Here is a 17934-nt window from a genome sequence, read left to right on the forward strand (position 1 = left end):
TGCCAACCTGTAGGAGCGAGCTTGCTCGCGAACCTCGGTGGCACCGAACCACAAGGTTTCACCCGCGTAGGGCGAATAACGCCCCAGCGTTATCCGCCGCAAAAGCCAACGGCGGATAACCTGTTCCAGGTTATCCGCCCTACGGTGATCAATGCTGTGCCAGCCACTGCGCCATGTGCGGCCAGACTTCCAGGCTGGCATTGCGCGAGAGCAGCAGGCGGTTATGGCTGTAATCCTCCCGCGCGCCCGTCGCCAGCCCGAACAGCTCCAGCTTCGCCTGCGCTCCGCCAAACGCCTTCACCAGCGCCTCGCAACCCACGATGGGCGCAATGAAGGTATCGCCACTGCCGGCCACGCCCAGCACTGGTAGCTCAACTCCACCCAGCCCAGCCAGATAGTCGAAACCGTCCAGCGCATCGAACCGCCGGCGGAAATTCCACTGACACCACTGGCGCATCAGCCGGGCGCTTTCCGCCTCGGGCCCGACGCTCTTCGCGCGGCTGGGGGCGATGCGCCTCCAGCGCAGCATCCAGTCGAAAGCCTGGAGCGCCAGCCAGTGCCGCAGGCTGGCGCCGGCCGCCGTGGCCTGGGAGCCAATCAGCACCAGCGAGCGCAGCCGCCGCTGCGCCAGTTCAGGGTTGCGCGCAGCCCACATCGAGACGATCAAGCCGCCACCGGAGTGGCCGACCCAGTGCAGCGCCGTCTGCCCGGTGTGCTGGCTTACCGCGTCGAGAATCGCCGGCACGTCCTGCTCGGCCACGTCATCGAAGCTGTGGCGGAAGTCATTGCGCCCGCTGTCGCCATGCCCGCGCCAGTCGAACAGCCAGCAGCCAAAGCCCTGGCTGCCCAGGTAGTTGGCCAGCCCCAGGCAACTGCGGTGGTTGGAGAAGGTGCCGTGGGTCAGCACCACCGGGACGCCGTCCGCCGGGCCTACTCGGCGTAGAGCGAGATCGACGCCGTCGGCGCTGCGGATCAGTTCCGGTGGGAGGAGGGCGGCTTCTTGTGCGGTCATGGCGCGCATCCGGGTAGGGGCGATCCATGCTGCCCCGGCACGAAGGCCGGAGCAATCCCGAGCGCTTATTTGGTCGCTTTCAGCACCACGAATTTCGGATTTGCCGCCACTTGCTCCACGCCGCGGAACAGGCGCTTGAGCTTGGCGTGGTAGCCCAGGTGGCGATTGCCGACGATCCACAGTTCGCCGCCGGTGACCAGCGCGGCGCGGGCCTGCTGGAACATGCGCCAGGCGAGGAAGTCGCCGACCACCTGCTGCTGGTGGAAGGGAGGGTTGCACAGGATCAGGTCCAGCGAATCGGCGGCCTGGCTGGCGAGGCCGTCGTCGGCGTGGACATCTACAGGCCGGTCGCCGAGGGCGGCTTGCCAGTTCTCCCGCGCGGACTGCACCGCCATGTACGACTCGTCCACCAGGGTCAGCTCGGCCTGCGGATTCAGCAGGGCGAAGGCGATGCCCAGCACGCCGTTGCCGCAGCCCAGGTCCGCCGCGCGTACGCCGTGGTGCACCTGCGGCAGGTGTGGGAGGAAGGCGCGGGTGCCGATGTCCAGGCCCTCGCGGCAGAACACGTTGGCGTGGTTCACCAGCGTCAGTGCGGGTTTGTCCAGGCGGTAGCGGCTGGGGTAGGGCGAGGAGGGCGCGGGTCGCTGCTCAGCGCTGGCAACCAGCAGCCTGGCCTTCTTTACCGCCAGCGAGGCCTGCATCGGGCCGATGTACTTTTCCAGCAGGTCGCCGGCCGCGCGCGGCAGGTGCTTGATCATGCCGGTGGCGACCACCTTCGCGCCCGGCGCGAGGTGGCCGTGCAGGCGGATCAGTTGTTCCTCCAGCAGCGCGAGGGTCTTGGGCACGCGGATCAGCACATGATCGAACGGGCCCTGCGGGGTTTCGCTGGCGGGCACGAACGTCAGCGGCGCTTCGATCAGGCCGTTGCGTTCGAGGTTGCGCTGCAGGGCGATGAAGCCCAGGTGCGAATCGCCGCTGCTGGTCAGGCACACATGGGGCGCGAGGCTGGCGGCGAGGGCGCCGAAGCTGTCGTTGAGCACCAGCACACGGCTTTGCGCGCCGACGCCTTGCTCATGAAGATGGCTGAGCAGGTACTCGTCGGCTGCATCGAAGGCTTGCAGCGGGTCTTCGCGCTGTTCGGGGTGGCGGACCAGGTCGAGCTGGGCGAAGGGGCTGGCGAGGACGGGCATGGGACTCTCGAAACGACGGGAAATGGCTGAGATAGAGGCTTTGCTGCGCTGGCAATCAGAAGCAGCCTATTGCAATGAGTTTGTCATCAAATTGAGACGTGGTTGACGCCATTCCGCTTGTGCGGGGCAGCGTTATACCGAAAAATTATGACCTATCCGCCCGCCTGCGTCTGCGCGGCGGTCTCCCAATAATAACCGGGCGCTTCATGCGACCCGGTAGGGCCCGATCCCGGAGCTGCGCTCCGCCGACCGACGGCCACCACTCCAAGTCTTCACGAATCCTCGACACGCGACACTCGTTCGCGCGCCGGGCTATTGCCATTGCATAAGGATGTCGATGTACAAGTCGTTGCTCGGGGTGGCCCTGTCCGCCCTTTTCCTCGTGGCTCAACCGGCTTTCGCCGACGAGCCTATCGTGATCAAGTTCTCCCACGTCGTTGCCGATGACACGCCCAAGGGCCGAGGCGCGCTGCTGTTCAAGAAGCTGGTGGAAGAGCGCCTGGCCGGCCAGGTGAAGGTCGAGGTGTTCGCCAACTCGACGCTGTTCGGCGACGCTGACGAGCTGCAGGCCCTGCAGGACGGCAAGGTGCAGATGCTGGCGCCGTCGCTGTCCAAATTCGAGGGCTACACCAAGCAGCTCGAAGTCTTCGACCTGCCGTTCCTGTTCGACGACCTGGAGGCGGTGAAGCGCTTCCAGAAGCGCGACAAGAGCCGCGAACTGCTGCACTCCATGGCGCGCTCGGGCATCTACGGCCTGGCCTATTGGAACAACGGCATGAAGCAGCTTTCCGCCAACCGCGAGCTGCGCGCTCCGGCCGATGCCAAGGGCCTGGCCTTCCGCATCCAGCCCTCCTCGGTGATCAACGCGCAGTTTGGTCTGCTCGACGCCACCGGGGTGAAGCTGCCCTTCGCCGAGACCCTCAAGGCGTTGCAGGACGGCAAGGTGCAGGGCACCGAGAACACCTGGTCGAACATCGGCAGCCAGAAGCTCGACAGCGCCCAGCCGTTCATCACCGAGACCAACCACGGCGTGCTCAGCTACATGGTGATCAGCAACCAGAAGTTCTGGAACAGCATGCCGTACCCGGTGCGCACCCAGCTGGAAAACATCGTCGAAGAGGTCACCGTCGAGGTGAACAAGGACGCCGAAGCGCTGAACCAGAAGGAGCGCGACCATGTGGTGGCCAACGGCAAGGCACGCATCATCGCCCTGACTCCGGCCGAGCGTGACGCCTGGCGCACCGCCATGCAGCCGCTGTGGAAGCAGTTCGAAGGCGAGATCGGCACCGACGTGCTGCGCGCCGCCCAGGTGGTGAACCGCAAGCACTGATCGGCTGATCCCCTCGGCACTGATCCAGCGCAGGTTTGTGGCGATCTCCCCGGATAGCCACAAGCCTTGCGGGTGTTTCTCGCGCCACGAATACGGGAAAATGGGCCGTTGCCTGGAAAGGAGCGGACGATGACCGCCAGCGAAGAGAAGTTCACCCGCCAGACCCTGGTGGAAGTGCAGACGCTCACCCCGAGCCTGTTCACCCTGCGCACCACCCGCGACAGTGGCTATCGCTTCCGCGCCGGGCAGTTCGCCCGCCTGGGCGTGTACAAGCCCAGCGGCAGCATCGTCTGGCGTGCCTACTCGATGGTCTCGGCGCCCCACGACGACTTCCTCGAGTTCTTCTCCATCGTCGTACCCGGCGGCGAATTCACCAGCGAGCTGAGCCGCCTGCGCGTCGGCGACCAACTGCTGGTGGACCGCCAGGCTTTCGGCTTCCTCACCCTCGACCGCTTCCCCGACGGCCGCGACCTCTGGCTGCTATCCACCGGCACCGGCCTGGCGCCCTTCCTGTCGATCCTGCAGGACTTCGAGGTGTGGGAGCGCTTCGAGACCATCAAGCTGGTCTACAGCGCCCGCGAGGAAAAGGAACTGGCCTACCGTGAGCTGATCGCCAGCTTCGGCGCGATGGAGCACCTGGCCGAACATATCCACAAGCTGCAGTTCATCCCGGTGGTCACCCGCGAGCAGGTGCCCGGCTGCCTGAACGCACGGATCACCACGCTGATCGAGAACGGTGAGCTGGAACGCGCCGCCGGTCTGGAACTGACCCCGGAACATTCGCGGGTGATGCTCTGCGGCAACCCGCAGATGATCGAGGATACCCGCGCCGTGCTGAAGGCCCGTGGCATGAGCCTGGCGCTGACGCGCAAGCCTGGGCAGATCGCCGTGGAAAACTATTGGTAAGGCCGGCCCGATAGATTTTGAAAAGATTGTCCCCTTAGGGCCGCGAGGCTTTGCCCTTAGGATAGGCGTCCGTTTCCCTTTTTTCGGACCCTATGGACAGTCAAAGTACAACGCCGGCCCCGGTGCCTACCTCAGTAGAGCCGGCGTTCGGCGAACCTCCCCCGGCATCCGCATTCGCGGATAAGCCTTCCCAGCCTGCCATGGCGCGCGCCCAGCGAGGTCGTTCGACATGGAATGGTTGATGGACCCCACGGCCTGGCTCGGCCTGCTCACCCTGATCCTGCTCGAGCTGGTGCTCGGCATCGACAACCTGGTCTTCATCGCGATCCTCGCGGACAAGCTGCCGCCGCATCTGCGCGACCGCGCGCGGCTGATCGGCCTGTCGCTGGCGCTGCTGATGCGCCTGGGCCTGCTGGCGAGCATTTCCTGGCTGGTCACGCTCACCGAGCCGCTGATCGAAGTGTTCGGCAAGAGCTTCTCCGGCCGCGACCTGATCATGTTGTTCGGTGGTCTGTTCCTGTTGTTCAAGGCCACGCTGGAGTTGCATGAGCGCCTGGAAGGCCGCGTGCAGCAGAGCAACGGCAAGCGCGTCTATGCCGCCTTCTGGCCGGTGGTCGCGCAGATCGTGGTGCTGGATGCGGTGTTCTCCCTCGACGCGGTAATCACTGCCGTGGGCATGGTCGAGCAACTGGAAGTGATGATGATCGCGGTCATCTTCTCCATCGGCCTGATGATGATCGCCAGCAAGCCGCTGACCCGCTTCGTCAACGAGCACCCGACGGTAATCATGCTGTGCCTGGGCTTCCTGCTGATGATCGGCTTCAGCCTGACCGCCGAAGGCTTGGGCTTCCACATCCCGAAAGGCTACCTGTACGCCGCCATCGGCTTCAGCCTGCTGATCGAGATGGCCAACCAGCTGGTGCGCTGGAAGCGCCAGAAAAGCCAGCGCGGACAGCGCGGCCTGCGCCAGCGCACTGCCCACGCGGTGCTGCGCCTGATGGGCGGCAAGGTCGACGCCGACGAGGTGGGCGAGGACATCGCTGACCTGGTGGGTGAGGACGATGGCGTCGACGCGCCGTTCCACCGCCGCGAGCGGGTGATGATCAGTGGTGTGCTGGGCCTGGCCGAGCGTCCGGTGAAAGCCGTGATGATCGACCGCCAGCGCGTACACCGCGTGGACGTGGCCGACAGCCCGGAGAACATCCGTCGCGCGCTGCTGGAGTCGCCGTACTCGCGCCTGCTGGTGATCCGCGAAGGCAATATCGACGAGCCGCTGGGCTACGTGCACAAGAAGGAGTTGTTCTCCGCCCTGCTGCAGGGGCGCGAGCTGGACATCCTGCCGCTGCTGCGCGAGCCGCTGAGCCTGCCGGATAGCAGTACGGTGCTGGGCGCCCTGGAACTGATGCGCGAGGCCTCGACCCACCTGGCCTTCGTGGTCAACGAGTTCGGCGGCTTCGAGGGCATGCTGAGCATGACCGACGTCCTGGAAGCCATCGCCGGTGAGCTGCCGGATGCCAGCGAGGTGTCCGGTACGGACATCGAGGTGGAGGCGGGTGCCTACCGGGTGGATGGTGCTGTGACGTTGTCGGCGCTGGCCGACCGGGTCGGCTTTTACGCCCGCCCGACGGCGGAGTACCAGACCCTCGGCGGGTTGGCGCTCAAGCACCTTGGCCGCTTGCCGGCCAAGGGGGACACACTGGAGCTGGGTGGCTGGCGCCTGGAGGTGACGGACGTCAGCGAACGACGTATCGGCCGCGTTCTGCTGACTCCGCCGGCCTGACTCGGCGCCTGATTAGCGGTCTGCTCAAGGAGCTCGGTTGTTCTGCTGCTTGAGCAGGTCACGAATCTCGGTCAGCAGGGTTTCTTCAGGCGTAGGCACTGGTGGGGCGCTGGGCTCGGCGGCCTCTTCACGCTTGAGGCGGTTGATCGCCTTGACGCCCATGAAGATGGCGAAGGCGACGATGATGAAGTCCAGGCAGGTCTGAATGAACTTGCCGTAGGCCAGGACCACCGCCGGCACATCGCCCTCGGCGGCCTTGAGCGTGATCGCCAACTGGGAGAAATCGACGCCACCGATCAGCAGGCCGATGGGCGGCATGATCACGTCGCCGACGAAGGACGAGACGATCTTGCCGAACGCGGCGCCGATGATGATGCCGACGGCCATGTCGACCACGTTGCCCTTGACGGCGAAGGCCTTGAATTCGCTAAGCAGACTCATGCATAGACTCCTTGTTACGCAAGATAGAGGGGGACAGCCGCAGTTTAGCGGCCCGTCGCCGTCTGAACACCCCGCAGGTGGTCAATTCCACCGGTATGACCGGCGGCGCTGGGCGAGTCCGTACCGTGGGCTAGGCTTACCGGGCAACCTATCCATGTCCACGCATCCACAGAAGGAGGCCCGTCATGCCACTCGAGCATCATCCCCTGTCCCGCGAATTCCCCGACCAGAAGGCCCTGATGACCCGGTTGCACGGAAAGGACGCGAATTTCACCCGTATGGCTTCCAGCTACGAGGAACTGGACAAGAAGATCTACGACATCGAGGACGGCCGCGCCGCCATGGACGACCTCGCTCTCAACTCCCTCAAACTGCAACGCGTGGCACTGAAGGACGAGATTTCCGACCTGCTCAAACGATCCGGTTGAGCTTGATCAGAGTCAAGGGTGTGGGGCGGAGCGAGGCGTAGGCTCCTGTCATCATTTTCCCAACTGGTGCCACCGCCATGCGCAAAGCCATTTCGTCCTCTGGCAAGTCCGTCACCAAACCCTCCAAAAGCAACGTCGAAGCCCTGCGCGCTCAGGAACGCCTGGTGCGCATGAAGCTGCAATACGAACTGCTGGACCAGCGGATTGGCCGCGTGGAGGAGGGCATCGAACGCCCCGACTGCACCCTGGCCTCGCTGCTGATGCGCCGTGAGAGCCTCAAGTACGACATGGAGTGCCAGTACCGCCGCCTGGCGGGCTAAGAACCTGTTTACGGTCTGCTGCGCGTCGGCAGAACCGCGCTGAAATCGGCCTCGGGGTGCTCATTTACTGTGTGTAAACTCCGCTCCCTCAACCGATTTCAGCGCACTTCTGCTTTAGCTCGCGAGACCGTAAATAGGTTCTGAAGCGCCTCGCCCGATTGGCTTATGATGCGGGCTTTGTATTCGACGGAAGTCCCCCATGGCCAAGGCCAAGCGCATGTACGGCTGCACCGAGTGCGGCGCCACCTACCCCAAATGGGCCGGCCAATGCCCTGATTGCGGCGCCTGGAACACTCTGGTCGAAGCCGTCATCGACACCACGCCTACCGGCGGCTCCGGGGCCTCCAGCTCCGGGCGCGGCGGCTGGGCAGGCCAACAGGCCAACATCAAGACCCTCGCCGAAGTCAGCGTCGAGGAGATGCCGCGTTTCTCCACCGCATCCGCCGAACTGGACCGCGCCCTCGGTGGCGGCCTGGTCGACGGCTCTGTCGTGCTGATCGGCGGCGACCCTGGTATCGGCAAGTCCACCATCCTCCTGCAGACCCTCTGCAACATCGCCACGCGTTTGCCGGCGTTGTATGTCACTGGTGAGGAATCCCAGCAGCAGGTCGCCATGCGTGCCCGTCGCCTGGGCCTGCCCGAAGACAAGCTCAAGGTGATGACCGAGACCTGCATCGAAACCATCATCGCCACGGCGCGCCAGGAGCAGCCCAAGGTGATGGTGATCGACTCGATCCAGACCATCTTCACCGAGCAACTGCAATCCGCCCCCGGCGGTGTTTCCCAGGTGCGCGAGAGCGCGGCGCTGCTGGTGCGCTTCGCCAAGCAGAGCGGCACGGCGATCTTCCTGGTCGGCCACGTCACCAAGGAAGGCTCGCTGGCCGGCCCGCGCGTGCTGGAGCACATGGTCGACACCGTGCTGTATTTCGAGGGTGAATCCGACGGCCGCCTGCGCCTGCTGCGGGCGGTGAAGAACCGCTTCGGCGCGGTGAACGAACTGGGCGTGTTTGCCATGACCGACCGTGGCCTGAAGGAAGTCTCCAACCCCTCGGCGATTTTCCTGACGCGTGCCCAGGAATCGGTACCGGGTAGCGTGGTCATGGCTACCTGGGAAGGTTCGCGGCCGATGCTGGTGGAAGTGCAGGCGCTGGTGGACACCAGCCACCTGGCCAACCCGCGCCGTGTGACTTTGGGCCTGGACCAGAACCGCCTGGCGATGCTGCTGGCGGTGCTGCATCGCCACGGCGGCATTCCGACCTACGACCAGGACGTTTTCCTCAACGTTGTCGGCGGTGTGAAGGTTCTGGAGACCGCGTCGGACCTGGCGCTGATGGCGGCGGTGATGTCCAGCCTGCGCAACCGCCCGCTGGATCACCAGTTGCTGGTGTTCGGCGAGGTCGGTCTGTCCGGTGAGGTGCGCCCGGTGCCCAGCGGCCAGGAGCGCTTGAAGGAAGCGGCCAAGCACGGTTTCAAGCGCGCCATCGTACCCAAGGGCAACGCACCGAAGGAGTCGCCGCCCGGTTTGCAGGTGATCGCGGTAACGCGCCTGGAGCAGGCGCTGGATGCGTTGTTCGAATAGCCCCGCTTCAGCGTTGGGGGTGAGCCATCGCGGACAGAGTCCGCTCCTACGAAAATGCTAGCTTGGGCGCAGGAGCGGACTCTGTCCGCGATCGGCCAATGCCGGCACGGTATTTCAATGTTCGCTGAGCAGCGTCAGTTCGCGCTCCAGCATCGACTCGTCACCCAGGTTCAGTTCCACCAGGCGCCGCAGATGACTGATGGAGTCCAGGTCGATGTGCCGGCAGTTGAAGCCCAGCAGGCCCTCGCGTTCCCAGGCAAGGTCGGCCTCCATATAGACGTTGACGTCGAAGCCCAGGTAGATGCGCACCTGCACCGGCTCGCCAGCGACGACGTTCCAGTGTTCCGGCCGCTGCACCAGCAGGCCCTGCAGGGACAGGTCCAGCAGCGTCACCTTCCAGCGCTGGTCGCCCTGGCTGATCTCGGTGCCGGCGTCGAAGGCAATGCGCTGGAAGCGCCGGCGCTCGTCGTGATCGTCAGTCATGTCGTGGCTCTCCGGCCGTTTTTGCTTCGCCTCACTATAGACGTAAGCCATTACTGACGCGTCGTACGCCAGTTCCTGACGTTTCGTCCGACAGATGCAGCCCGCACGGGTTTGACAGGCTGCGGCCCCTCGCCAAAGCTCCATGTGCGTTAAACCACTACAACTGCGGAGTGCAGAGCATGGACAAGAAGCTTGTGAGCAAGGGTTTGATCATTGGGGTATTGAGCGCCTTCAGTCTGCTGGCGCAGGCCGACCAGGCGGGTGGCGGTGGCTGCGGTTGGGGCAACATGGTGTTCGAGGGGCAGCGCGGGCTGTTCCCGCACCTGCTGGCGACCACCACCAACGGGACCTCGGGCAACGCCACCTTCGGCCTCACTTCCGGTACCAACGGGTGTGATTCCAGTGTGCGTCTGGGCTACGGCGGCCGCTCGATCTTCGCCATGAACGGCATGCTCGACAACATCGCCGAGAACATGGCCCAGGGGCATGGCGAGGCACTGGACGCCTACGCTGTCCTGCTTGGCATTCCGACCCAGGACCGCGCGCACTTCGCCCAGGTCACCCAGCAGCACTTCGGCGAAATCTTCACCTCCAAGGACGCCACCGGCGAGCAGGTGCTGAACAACACCCTGGCAGTCATGAGCCGCGACCAGACCCTGGCGCAGTACGCCAAGCAACCGGCCTGATCGACCAGCTCGTACAAAAGGCCCGCCCCAGGCGGGCCTTTTCATTTCCTGACCGCGCGGTCGGAAGCGGTTGACCTCCGGCAATAAGCGCGTAACCGCTCTAGACTAAGGTCGTATGAATGGGTCGTGGGAAAAGACTAGAATTTTTCTGCGAATTCTCGCCTTCAAACTGTCGGAAGCCTCGCTATGAAGAATAACAACAACCTGCTACGTCACCTCGCCTGGCTGGTGGTGGCGATAGTCGGTGCCTTTGCCTTGGGAGTCGTGGCATTGCGTCGCGGCGAAGCCATCAACGCACTGTGGATCGTCGTCGCGGCGGTTGCCATCTATCTGGTCGCCTACCGCTACTACAGCCTGTTCATCGCCACCAGGGTGATGCAACTGGACCCCAACCGAGCGACCCCCGCGGTCCTCAACAACGACGGCCTGGACTACGTCCCGACCAACAAGCACATCCTCTTCGGTCACCACTTCGCTGCCATCGCCGGTGCCGGCCCGCTGGTCGGTCCCGTGCTTGCGGCGCAGATGGGCTACCTGCCCGGCACGCTCTGGCTGATCGCCGGCGTGGTGCTGGCCGGTGCCGTGCAGGATTTCATGGTCCTGTTCATTTCCAGCCGCCGCAACGGGCGCTCGCTGGGTGAACTGGTACGCGAGGAAATGGGGCAGGTGGCGGGGACCGTCGCCCTGTTCGGCGCGTTCCTGATCATGATCATCATCCTAGCGGTGCTCGCACTCATCGTGGTGAAGGCCCTGGCCGAAAGCCCCTGGGGCATGTTCACCGTGCTGGCGACGATTCCGATCGCGATCCTCATGGGCGTCTACATGCGTTACATCCGCCCGGGCCGCATCGGCGAGATCTCGGTGGTGGGCGTGGCGCTGCTACTGGGCTCCATCTGGCTCGGTGGCCAGGTTGCCGCGAGCCCCGAGTGGGCGCCGGTATTCACCTTCCATGGCGTGCAGATCGTCTGGATGCTGATCGGCTATGGCGCCGTTGCCTCGGTACTGCCGGTGTGGCTGCTGCTGGCACCGCGTGACTACCTGTCGACCTTCCTCAAGATCGGCACCATCATCGCGCTGGCCATCGGCATCCTGATCGTCATGCCGGAACTGAAGATGCCGGCCCTGACCCAGTTCACCGACGGCACCGGTCCGGTGTGGAAGGGCGGCCTGTTCCCGTTCCTGTTCATCACCATCGCCTGTGGCGCCGTCTCCGGCTTCCACGCGCTGATCTCCTCGGGCACCACGCCCAAGCTGCTCAACCGCGAGCCCGACGCCCGCTACATCGGCTACGGCGGCATGCTGATGGAGTCCTTCGTGGCCATCATGGCGATGGTCGCCGCCTCGGTCATCGAGCCGGGTATCTACTTCGCCATGAACAGCCCGCCGGCCGTGGTTGGCACCGACGTCACCGCAGTCGCCGCGACCGTCAGCAGCTGGGGCTTCGCCATCACGCCGGAGGTGCTGACCCAGACCGCCAAGGATATCGGCGAGACCACCATCCTGGCCCGTGCCGGTGGTGCGCCGACCCTCGCCGTGGGTATCGCGCACATCCTTCACCAGGTGCTGCCGGGTGAGAACACCATGGCCTTCTGGTACCACTTCGCGATTCTCTTCGAGGCGCTGTTCATCCTCACTGCAGTCGACGCCGGCACCCGTGCCGGGCGATTCATGCTGCAGGACCTGCTGGGCAACTTCGTCCCGGCACTGAAGAAGACCGATTCCTGGACGGCCAACATCGTCGGCACCGGTGGTTGCGTGGCGTTGTGGGGCTGGCTGCTGTACCAGGGCGTGGTCGACCCGCTGGGTGGCATCAACACCTTGTGGCCGCTGTTCGGTATCTCCAACCAGATGCTCGCCGGTATCGCGCTGATGCTCGCCACCGTCGTGCTGATCAAGATGAAGCGCCAGCAGTACGTCTGGGTCACTGCCCTGCCAGCCGTCTGGCTGCTGATCTGCACCACCACCGCCGGCCTGATCAAGATCTTCGACAGCAACCCGGCCGTGGGCTTCATCGCCCTGGGCAAGAAGTACTCTGCAGGCCTGGACGCCGGGCAGATCATCGCCCCGGCCAAGGACATCACCCAGATGCAGCACGTGATGATGAACGCTTACATCAACGCCGGCCTCACCGTGCTGTTCCTGCTGGTGGTGTTCTGCATCCTGGTGTACGCGATCAAGGTCGGTGCCAGTGCCTGGACCAAGAAGGAGCGCACCGACAGCGAGGCGCCGTTCCAGCCCATCCCGGACGCCTGACGGAGGTTCACCATGTTCAACGACCTCAGCCGCATGGGTAAGTACCTCGGGCAGGCCGCCCGCATGCTGGTCGGCATGCCCGATTACGACACCTATGTTCAGCACATGCAGAACAAGCACCCGGACAAGACTCCGATGACTTACGAGGAGTTCTTCCGCGAGCGCCAGGAAGCGCGCTACGGTGGCGGCAAGGGGAGGCCGATCCGCTGCTGCTGATCACGCGGACAGGTGTATAACGGACGGGCCGCGAGCGATCGCGGCCCGTTTTCATTTCTGCCCGTTTTCATTTCTGATTGCCTGGATGTACCCATGACCGATTCCGCAAGCGCGCCGCAGATTCCGGTGACCGTCCTCACTGGCTTCCTCGGGGCCGGCAAGACCACCCTGCTCAAGCACATCCTCAAGGCCGAGCACGGCCTGAAGATCGCCGTGATCGAGAACGAATTCAGCGACGCGCCGATCGACGGCCAGTTGCTGGGCGATGACGCGGTGCAGGTAGTGACGCTGTCCAACGGCTGCGTCTGCTGCACCATCAACACCGACCTTGAGCGCACGCTCTACGCCTTGCTGGAGCGCCGCGACAACGGCGAGCTGGACTTCGACCGGGTGGTGATCGAGTGCACCGGCCTTGCCGACCCGGCACCGGTGGCTCAGACGTTCTTCGTCGATGAGACCCTGCGCGAGCGCTATTTGCTCGACGGCATCATCACCCTGGTGGACGCCGCCAATGCCGACCGGCATTTGCAGGAAGCCATTGCCCAGGCCCAGGTCGGCTTTGGCGACCGCATCCTGGTCAGCAAGGCCGACCTGGTTTCGCCGGAGCAGTACGATGCCCTGGTGGAGCGCCTGCAGCGCATCAACCGCCGCGCGGAAATTCATCCGGTGAAACACGGCGCCATCGAGCTGGAGCGCCTGCTCGATGTGCGCGGCTTCAACCTCAACGCCGACCTTGGCCTGCGCCCGCTACTGCGCCCCGCGCGCCCGGCAGCGGACACCGCCGACCGCATCACCACCCTGGTGCTGCGCAGCGACAACCCACTGGATATCGAGCGCCTCAGCGAATTCATGGACGACCTGCTGCAGTGGCACGGCAACTCGTTGCTGCGCTACAAGGGCGTGCTGAACATCGCCGGCGAGGAGCGCCGCCTGGTATTCCAGGGCGTACTGCGACTCTACGGTTTCGACTGGGACACCGAGTGGAAGGGCAACGAGCAGCGCGAGAGCGTGATCGTCTTCATCGGCGACAACCTGCCCGAAGAGCAGATCAGGCAGGGCTTCGAACGCATCACGGGCGGACCTGCCGCCTGAATGAAAAACGCCCGGCATCCTGCCGGGCGTTTTCGTTTCGCTCGAACGCTTACTGCTGATGCAGCTTCCACGCATCCCCGTGGGGGGCGGTGCCCTTGTCGTAGGGGCGGAACAGGGTCATGTAGGCCAGGCCCAGCAGGATCACGATACCGCCCACCAGGATGATCCCGTAGTTCAGGTACCAGGGCGCATCCGGCGTGCGCGGCCAGGACATGTTGATGATCGCCAGCACGCCGTAGGCCAGCGCCAGGATGTTCACGATCCAGCCCCAGTTGCCCAGGCTGAAGGCGCCGCTCGGCTTCCAGCCGCGCAGGCGGGCGAACAGGGCACCGCCGACGATCATCTGGAACGACAGGTAGATGCCGATGGCGGCGAAGCTCACCACCATGGCGATGGCGTTCTGCAGGTAGAAGCCGGCGCAGACGATCACACTGGGGATCACACCGCAGGCAATCAGCGCGGCTACCGGCACGTGGGTGTTGGGTGACAGACGCTTGAGCAGGTCGCTGCCCATCACCATCTCGTCGCGGGCATAGGAGTACAGCAGGCGGCTGGCGGCGGCCTGCAGGCTGAGCACGCAGGAGACGAACGAGACGATGATCACCGCCATCACCAGGCGCGCGCCGGTTCCGCCGAAGGCGTTGTCGAGGATGGTGGTCATCGGATCCTTGTCGGCGCCGGAGATCACTGCAGCCATGTCCGGTACCGCGAGGATCAGCGCCAGGGCGGCGAAGATGGCTGCGCCACCGCCGATCCAGATGGTCATGCGCATGGCCTTGGGAATGCGACGGCTGGGGTTCGGGGTTTCCTCGGCGACGTCACCACAGGCCTCGAAGCCGTAGTAGAGGAACATGCCGGCCAGCGAGGCGGTGAGGAAGGCCGGCCAGTAGCTGCCGTCGATGCGGATGTCGAAGGTGTTGAACAGCACCGAGAACGGCTGGTGACGCTCGAAGATCAGCAGGTAGCTGCCGATCACCAGCGCGCCGAGCAACTCGCAGATGAAGCCGAACATCGCCACGCGGGCCAGCAGCTTGGTGCCGGAGAGGTTGAGCAGGGTGGCGACCACCGTCAGCGCGAGGGCAACGAAGGTGTTGGTCACCGGTGTCGACTCGAAGCCGAGCAGGGTGGCGATATACGGCCCGGCGCCCAGGGCCACGGCGGCGATGGTCACGCACAGCGACACCGAGTAGATCCAGCCGACCATCCAGGCCCAGCGCTTGCCCACCAGGCGCCGCGCCCAGGGGTAGACGCCGCCGGAGATGGGGAACTGCGAGACGACCTCGCAGAAGATCAGGCACACCAGCATCTGCCCGATACCTACCAGCAGGTAGGACCAGAACATCGGTGGGCCGCCGGCGGCCAGGCACAGGCCGAACAGGGTGTACACGCCGACCACCGGCGAGAGGTAGGTGAAGCCCAGGGCGAAGTTCTGCCAGAGGGTCATGCTGCGTTCGAAATTGGAGGTGTAGCCCAGCGCGCGGAGTTGCTCCGCGTCGCGGTCCAGGGCGGCGCCTGGCTGGATCGAGCTGTTCATCGTGGGTGTCCTGTCTGAGGTTTTCGCGTTGGCAGCCAATGGGGGCAACGGAAAGCGTTGTTGTTATTGTTCGGCGCGCGGGTTCTGGCCCGCGCGCCGTCTTTCTCCCAACCTCTTGTTTCTCTGGTTCGCGCCGGATTACAGCTTGATCCAGGTCGCCTTCAGCTCGGTGTACTTGTCGAAGGCGTGCAGCGACTTGTCACGACCGTTGCCCGACTGCTTGAAGCCGCCGAAGGGCGCGGTCATGTCGCCGCCGTCATACATGTTCACCCACACGCTGCCGGCGCGCAGGGCGCGGGCGGTGAGGTGGGCCTTGGAGATGTCGCGGGTCCAGACCGCCGCGGCCAGGCCGTACGGGGTGTCGTTGGCGATGCGGATGGCTTCCTCGGCGTCTTCGAACTCGATGACCGAGAGCACCGGGCCGAAGATTTCCTCGCGGGCGATCTTCATTGCGTTGCTCACGCCGTCGAACAGGGTCGGTTCGACGTAGGTGCCACCGGTGTCCTCCAGCACGCGCTTGCCGCCGGTGAGGATCTTCGCGCCTTCGTCCTGGCCGGCCTGGATGTAGCCCAGCACCTGCTCCAGCTGGCGGCCGTCGACCAGTGCGCCGACGTTGGTTTCCGGGTCCAGCGGGTGGCCGGCTTTCCAGCCTTTCAGCGCCTCGACCACCAGCGGCAGGAACTTCGCCTTGATCGACTTCTGCACCAGCAGGCGCGAACCGGCGGTGCACACTTCGCCCTGGTTGAAGGCGATGGCCGCGGCGGCGGATTCGGCGGCGGCCTGCAAGTCAGGCGCATCCTCGAAGACGATGTTCGGGCTCTTGCCGCCGGCTTCCAGCCAGATGCGCTTCATGTTCGATTCGCCGGCGTAGACCATCAGCTGCTTGGCGATCTTGGTCGAACCGGTGAACACCGCGGTGTCGATGTCCATGTGCAGCGCCAGCGCCTTGCCGACGGTGTGGCCGTAGCCCGGCAGCACGTTCAGCACGCCGGCGGGAATACCCGCTTCGATGGCCAGTTGAGCGATGCGGATAGCGGTCAGCGGCGAGCGCTCGGACGGCTTGAGGATCACCGAGTTGCCGGTGGCCAGCGCCGGGCCGAGTTTCCAGCTCGCCATCATCAGCGGGAAGTTCCACGGCACGATGGCGGCGACCACGCCCACCGGCTCGCGGGTAACCAGGCCGAGCTGATCGTGGGAGGTGGCGGCCACTTCGTCGTAGACCTTATCGATGGCCTCGCCGCTCCAGCGCAGGGAGTCGGCGGCGCCCGGCAGGTCGACGTTCAGCGAATCGCCGATGGGCTTGCCCATGTCCAGGGTTTCCAGCAACGCCAGCTCCTCGGCGTGTTCTTCCAGCAGGGCGGCGAAGCGGATCATCACGGCCTTGCGGGTGGCCGGCGCTTCCCGCGACCAGACACCGGAATCGAAGGTGGCGCGGGCGCTCTGTACCGCACGGTCGGCGTCGGCGGCGTCACAACTGGCGACCTTGGCCAGCAGGCGGCCGTCCACCGGGCTGATGCAGTCGAAGGTCTCGCCGGAGGCGGCGGCAAGGTACTCGCCCTGGATGAAGGCGCGGCCTTCGATCTTCAGGGACTTGGCGCGGGCTTCCCATTCGGCACGGGTTGGCTGGCTCATGCGTATCGCTCCTCGTTGTTGCTGTTGTTGGCGGAGACGGCCTGCGGACCGTCGCTGGCAAATACATTTGAAACCATATCTTATGATTTGCCAGTTGCCAATACGGGGTGAAAAATGAGCGTTTGAAAGGGGTTTTCTCGCCGAAAACCCTTGCTGAAAGTCCGGAAAGCGATTTAAAAATATGGAGACATAGTTTTGCGCGGAGCCGCAGTCGGGCTTGCCGGTAGACTCCGCCATCAACGCCAGAACAGGAATTTCTCGCGCAGGAAGCGTCCAAACGGAACGCCCCGCGCACTGCTGCCTATGAACGAATTCAGGAAAGTCCGCCCCGCCACTTTCATGCGTCTGCGCCAGGAAGGGCGCACCGAGGAAGTGGCGCGCCGGCTGGTGGAGATGGTCGACCTCGGCCTCTACGCCGAGGGCGAGCAACTGCCCAGCGAAAGCGAGTTGGCGATGCAGTTCGGCGTCGCCACCGTGACCCTGCGCGACGCCCTGGCGGAGCTGCGCGAGCGCGGCGTGATCGAGACCCGGCGCGGACGCAACGGCGGCAGTTTCGTCTGCTCGCCGCAGCACACCTCCGAGGACGCCCTGCTGGGGCAACTGCGCCAGATGAGTGCACTGGAGCTGCGCGACCTTGGGGACGAACACGTCGCCATCGCCGGAGCGGCCGCGCGCCTCGCCGCGCAGCGCTCCACCTCCGATGAGCAGGCGCGCATCGCCCAATACCTGGATGCGCTGGCGAGCGCCACCACCCGGCAGGAACAGCGCCGCGCCGACGCGCGTTTCCATATCGAAATCGCTGTCGCCGCCCAATCCGTGCGCCTGACCCACGCGGAGACGCGCCTGCAGGCGGAAATCGGCGAATGGCTGTGGCTGCCGGTGGAAGGCTTCCCCGGCGCTGCGGCCATCGAGCAGGAGCACCGCGCCATCCTCGAAGCGATCAGCGCCGGCGACTCGAACCTGGCCGGCGCGCTGGCCGAGGCCCATGTCACTCGCGGCATCAAGCGGCTGATCAACCTGCGCCTCAGCCTGCTGGCCGACGACGGCTGACT

Annotated in this window: 17 protein-coding genes; 11 read left to right on the forward strand and 6 right to left on the reverse strand. The window is 65.0% G+C overall.

What is annotated here, in order from left to right; genetic code table 11:
• Positions 1 to 148: 148 nt before the first annotated feature.
• A complete protein-coding gene (locus CTR55_RS13750; protein ID WP_296286966.1) occupies positions 149 to 1012 on the reverse strand; it encodes an alpha/beta fold hydrolase in 864 nt (287 codons plus the stop codon).
• A 65-nt stretch (positions 1013 to 1077) separates the two neighbouring features.
• A complete protein-coding gene (locus CTR55_RS13755; protein WP_296286967.1) occupies positions 1078 to 2202 on the reverse strand; it encodes a class I SAM-dependent methyltransferase in 1125 nt (374 codons plus the stop codon).
• A 337-nt stretch (positions 2203 to 2539) separates the two neighbouring features.
• Here CTR55_RS13755 and CTR55_RS13760 point away from each other — a divergent pair, with 337 nt between their 5' ends.
• The 3 genes from CTR55_RS13760 (at position 2540) to CTR55_RS13770 (ending at position 6218) form a co-directional block, all read left to right on the forward strand.
• Positions 2540 to 3532, forward strand: a complete 993-nt coding sequence (locus tag CTR55_RS13760; RefSeq protein ID WP_296286968.1) for a TRAP transporter substrate-binding protein — start codon at positions 2540 to 2542, stop codon at positions 3530 to 3532.
• A 129-nt stretch (positions 3533 to 3661) separates the two neighbouring features.
• A complete protein-coding gene (locus CTR55_RS13765; RefSeq protein ID WP_081520067.1) occupies positions 3662 to 4438 on the forward strand; it encodes a ferredoxin--NADP reductase in 777 nt (258 codons plus the stop codon).
• 229 nt (positions 4439 to 4667) lie between these two features.
• Complete coding sequence (locus CTR55_RS13770) at positions 4668 to 6218, forward strand: TerC family protein (protein WP_296286969.1); 1551 nt, start codon at positions 4668 to 4670, stop codon at positions 6216 to 6218.
• A gap of 24 nt (positions 6219 to 6242) precedes the next feature.
• On the opposite strand, the gene mscL is transcribed toward CTR55_RS13770, so the two are convergent.
• Complete coding sequence (gene mscL / locus CTR55_RS13775; protein WP_296286971.1) at positions 6243 to 6659, reverse strand: large-conductance mechanosensitive channel protein MscL; 417 nt, start codon at positions 6657 to 6659, stop codon at positions 6243 to 6245.
• Between the two features lie 185 nt (positions 6660 to 6844).
• Here mscL and CTR55_RS13780 point away from each other — a divergent pair, with 185 nt between their 5' ends.
• From CTR55_RS13780 to radA, 3 genes are all read left to right on the forward strand, one after another.
• Entirely contained in the window at positions 6845 to 7087 is a 243-nt protein-coding gene (locus CTR55_RS13780; RefSeq protein ID WP_296286973.1) for a DUF465 domain-containing protein, read from the forward strand.
• Between the two features lie 77 nt (positions 7088 to 7164).
• The gene (locus CTR55_RS13785) at positions 7165 to 7407 is read left to right on the forward strand and encodes a hypothetical protein (protein ID WP_296286974.1); all 243 of its coding nucleotides are present in this window, start codon (positions 7165 to 7167) and stop codon (positions 7405 to 7407) included.
• Between the two features lie 199 nt (positions 7408 to 7606).
• Entirely contained in the window at positions 7607 to 8986 is a 1380-nt protein-coding gene (gene radA, locus CTR55_RS13790; protein ID WP_296286975.1) for a DNA repair protein RadA, read from the forward strand.
• Positions 8987 to 9100: 114 nt separating this feature from the next.
• On the opposite strand, the gene CTR55_RS13795 is transcribed toward radA, so the two are convergent.
• Positions 9101 to 9469, reverse strand: coding sequence for a PilZ domain-containing protein (locus CTR55_RS13795; protein WP_296286976.1), 369 nt, complete (start codon positions 9467 to 9469; stop codon positions 9101 to 9103).
• A gap of 179 nt (positions 9470 to 9648) precedes the next feature.
• Between CTR55_RS13795 and CTR55_RS13800 the strand changes: the two genes are divergently transcribed.
• The 4 genes from CTR55_RS13800 to yjiA all read left to right on the forward strand — a co-directional run bounded on the left by CTR55_RS13800 (position 9649) and on the right by yjiA (position 13716).
• Positions 9649 to 10155, forward strand: a complete 507-nt coding sequence (locus CTR55_RS13800; RefSeq protein WP_296286977.1) for a DUF3015 domain-containing protein — start codon at positions 9649 to 9651, stop codon at positions 10153 to 10155.
• Between the two features lie 186 nt (positions 10156 to 10341).
• Positions 10342 to 12408 (forward strand): carbon starvation CstA family protein, encoded by a 2067-nt coding sequence (locus CTR55_RS13805; protein WP_296286979.1) that lies wholly within the window; start codon positions 10342 to 10344, stop codon positions 12406 to 12408.
• Positions 12409 to 12420: 12 nt separating this feature from the next.
• On the forward strand, positions 12421 to 12624 hold the full coding sequence (locus CTR55_RS13810; RefSeq protein ID WP_015478970.1) for a YbdD/YjiX family protein: 204 nt from the start codon (positions 12421 to 12423) through the stop codon (positions 12622 to 12624).
• Between the two features lie 93 nt (positions 12625 to 12717).
• Positions 12718 to 13716, forward strand: a complete 999-nt coding sequence (gene yjiA / locus CTR55_RS13815) for a GTPase (protein WP_296286981.1) — start codon at positions 12718 to 12720, stop codon at positions 13714 to 13716.
• A gap of 49 nt (positions 13717 to 13765) precedes the next feature.
• Here the strand turns inward: yjiA and CTR55_RS13820 are convergent, their stop codons facing one another.
• Positions 13766 to 15250, reverse strand: coding sequence for an amino acid permease (locus CTR55_RS13820; protein ID WP_296286983.1), 1485 nt, complete (start codon positions 15248 to 15250; stop codon positions 13766 to 13768).
• Between the two features lie 138 nt (positions 15251 to 15388).
• Positions 15389 to 16882 carry an aldehyde dehydrogenase gene (locus CTR55_RS13825; RefSeq protein ID WP_296286984.1) on the reverse strand — a complete coding sequence of 498 codons (1494 nt, stop codon included), beginning with the start codon at positions 16880 to 16882 and terminating at the stop codon, positions 15389 to 15391.
• 303 nt (positions 16883 to 17185) lie between these two features.
• On the opposite strand from CTR55_RS13825, the gene CTR55_RS13830 reads away from it, so the two are divergent.
• Entirely contained in the window at positions 17186 to 17932 is a 747-nt protein-coding gene (locus CTR55_RS13830; protein ID WP_275608744.1) for an FCD domain-containing protein, read from the forward strand.
• Positions 17933 to 17934: the final 2 nt, after the last annotated feature.

Origin of the sequence: Pseudomonas sp., from assembly GCF_002796985.1 — a bacterium.
Classification (GTDB): domain Bacteria; phylum Pseudomonadota; class Gammaproteobacteria; order Pseudomonadales; family Pseudomonadaceae; genus Pseudomonas.

Excerpts from the sequence above, each read along its gene's own strand:
- CTR55_RS13750 (WP_296286966.1), bottom strand. The coding sequence starts at position 1,012 with ATGACCGCACAAGAAGCCGCCCTCCTCCCACCGGAACTGATCCGCAGC.
- CTR55_RS13755 (WP_296286967.1), bottom strand. The coding sequence starts at position 2,202 with ATGCCCGTCCTCGCCAGCCCCTTCGCCCAGCTCGACCTGGTCCGCCAC.
- CTR55_RS13760 (WP_296286968.1), top strand. The coding sequence starts at position 2,540 with ATGTACAAGTCGTTGCTCGGGGTGGCCCTGTCCGCCCTTTTCCTCGTG.
- CTR55_RS13765 (WP_081520067.1), top strand. The coding sequence starts at position 3,662 with ATGACCGCCAGCGAAGAGAAGTTCACCCGCCAGACCCTGGTGGAAGTG.
- CTR55_RS13770 (WP_296286969.1), top strand. The coding sequence starts at position 4,668 with ATGGAATGGTTGATGGACCCCACGGCCTGGCTCGGCCTGCTCACCCTG.
- mscL (WP_296286971.1), bottom strand. The coding sequence starts at position 6,659 with ATGAGTCTGCTTAGCGAATTCAAGGCCTTCGCCGTCAAGGGCAACGTG.
- CTR55_RS13780 (WP_296286973.1), top strand. The coding sequence starts at position 6,845 with ATGCCACTCGAGCATCATCCCCTGTCCCGCGAATTCCCCGACCAGAAG.
- CTR55_RS13785 (WP_296286974.1), top strand. The coding sequence starts at position 7,165 with ATGCGCAAAGCCATTTCGTCCTCTGGCAAGTCCGTCACCAAACCCTCC.
- radA (WP_296286975.1), top strand. The coding sequence starts at position 7,607 with ATGGCCAAGGCCAAGCGCATGTACGGCTGCACCGAGTGCGGCGCCACC.
- CTR55_RS13795 (WP_296286976.1), bottom strand. The coding sequence starts at position 9,469 with ATGACTGACGATCACGACGAGCGCCGGCGCTTCCAGCGCATTGCCTTC.
- CTR55_RS13800 (WP_296286977.1), top strand. The coding sequence starts at position 9,649 with ATGGACAAGAAGCTTGTGAGCAAGGGTTTGATCATTGGGGTATTGAGC.
- CTR55_RS13805 (WP_296286979.1), top strand. The coding sequence starts at position 10,342 with ATGAAGAATAACAACAACCTGCTACGTCACCTCGCCTGGCTGGTGGTG.
- CTR55_RS13810 (WP_015478970.1), top strand. The coding sequence starts at position 12,421 with ATGTTCAACGACCTCAGCCGCATGGGTAAGTACCTCGGGCAGGCCGCC.
- yjiA (WP_296286981.1), top strand. The coding sequence starts at position 12,718 with ATGACCGATTCCGCAAGCGCGCCGCAGATTCCGGTGACCGTCCTCACT.
- CTR55_RS13820 (WP_296286983.1), bottom strand. The coding sequence starts at position 15,250 with ATGAACAGCTCGATCCAGCCAGGCGCCGCCCTGGACCGCGACGCGGAG.
- CTR55_RS13825 (WP_296286984.1), bottom strand. The coding sequence starts at position 16,882 with ATGAGCCAGCCAACCCGTGCCGAATGGGAAGCCCGCGCCAAGTCCCTG.
- CTR55_RS13830 (WP_275608744.1), top strand. The coding sequence starts at position 17,186 with ATGAACGAATTCAGGAAAGTCCGCCCCGCCACTTTCATGCGTCTGCGC.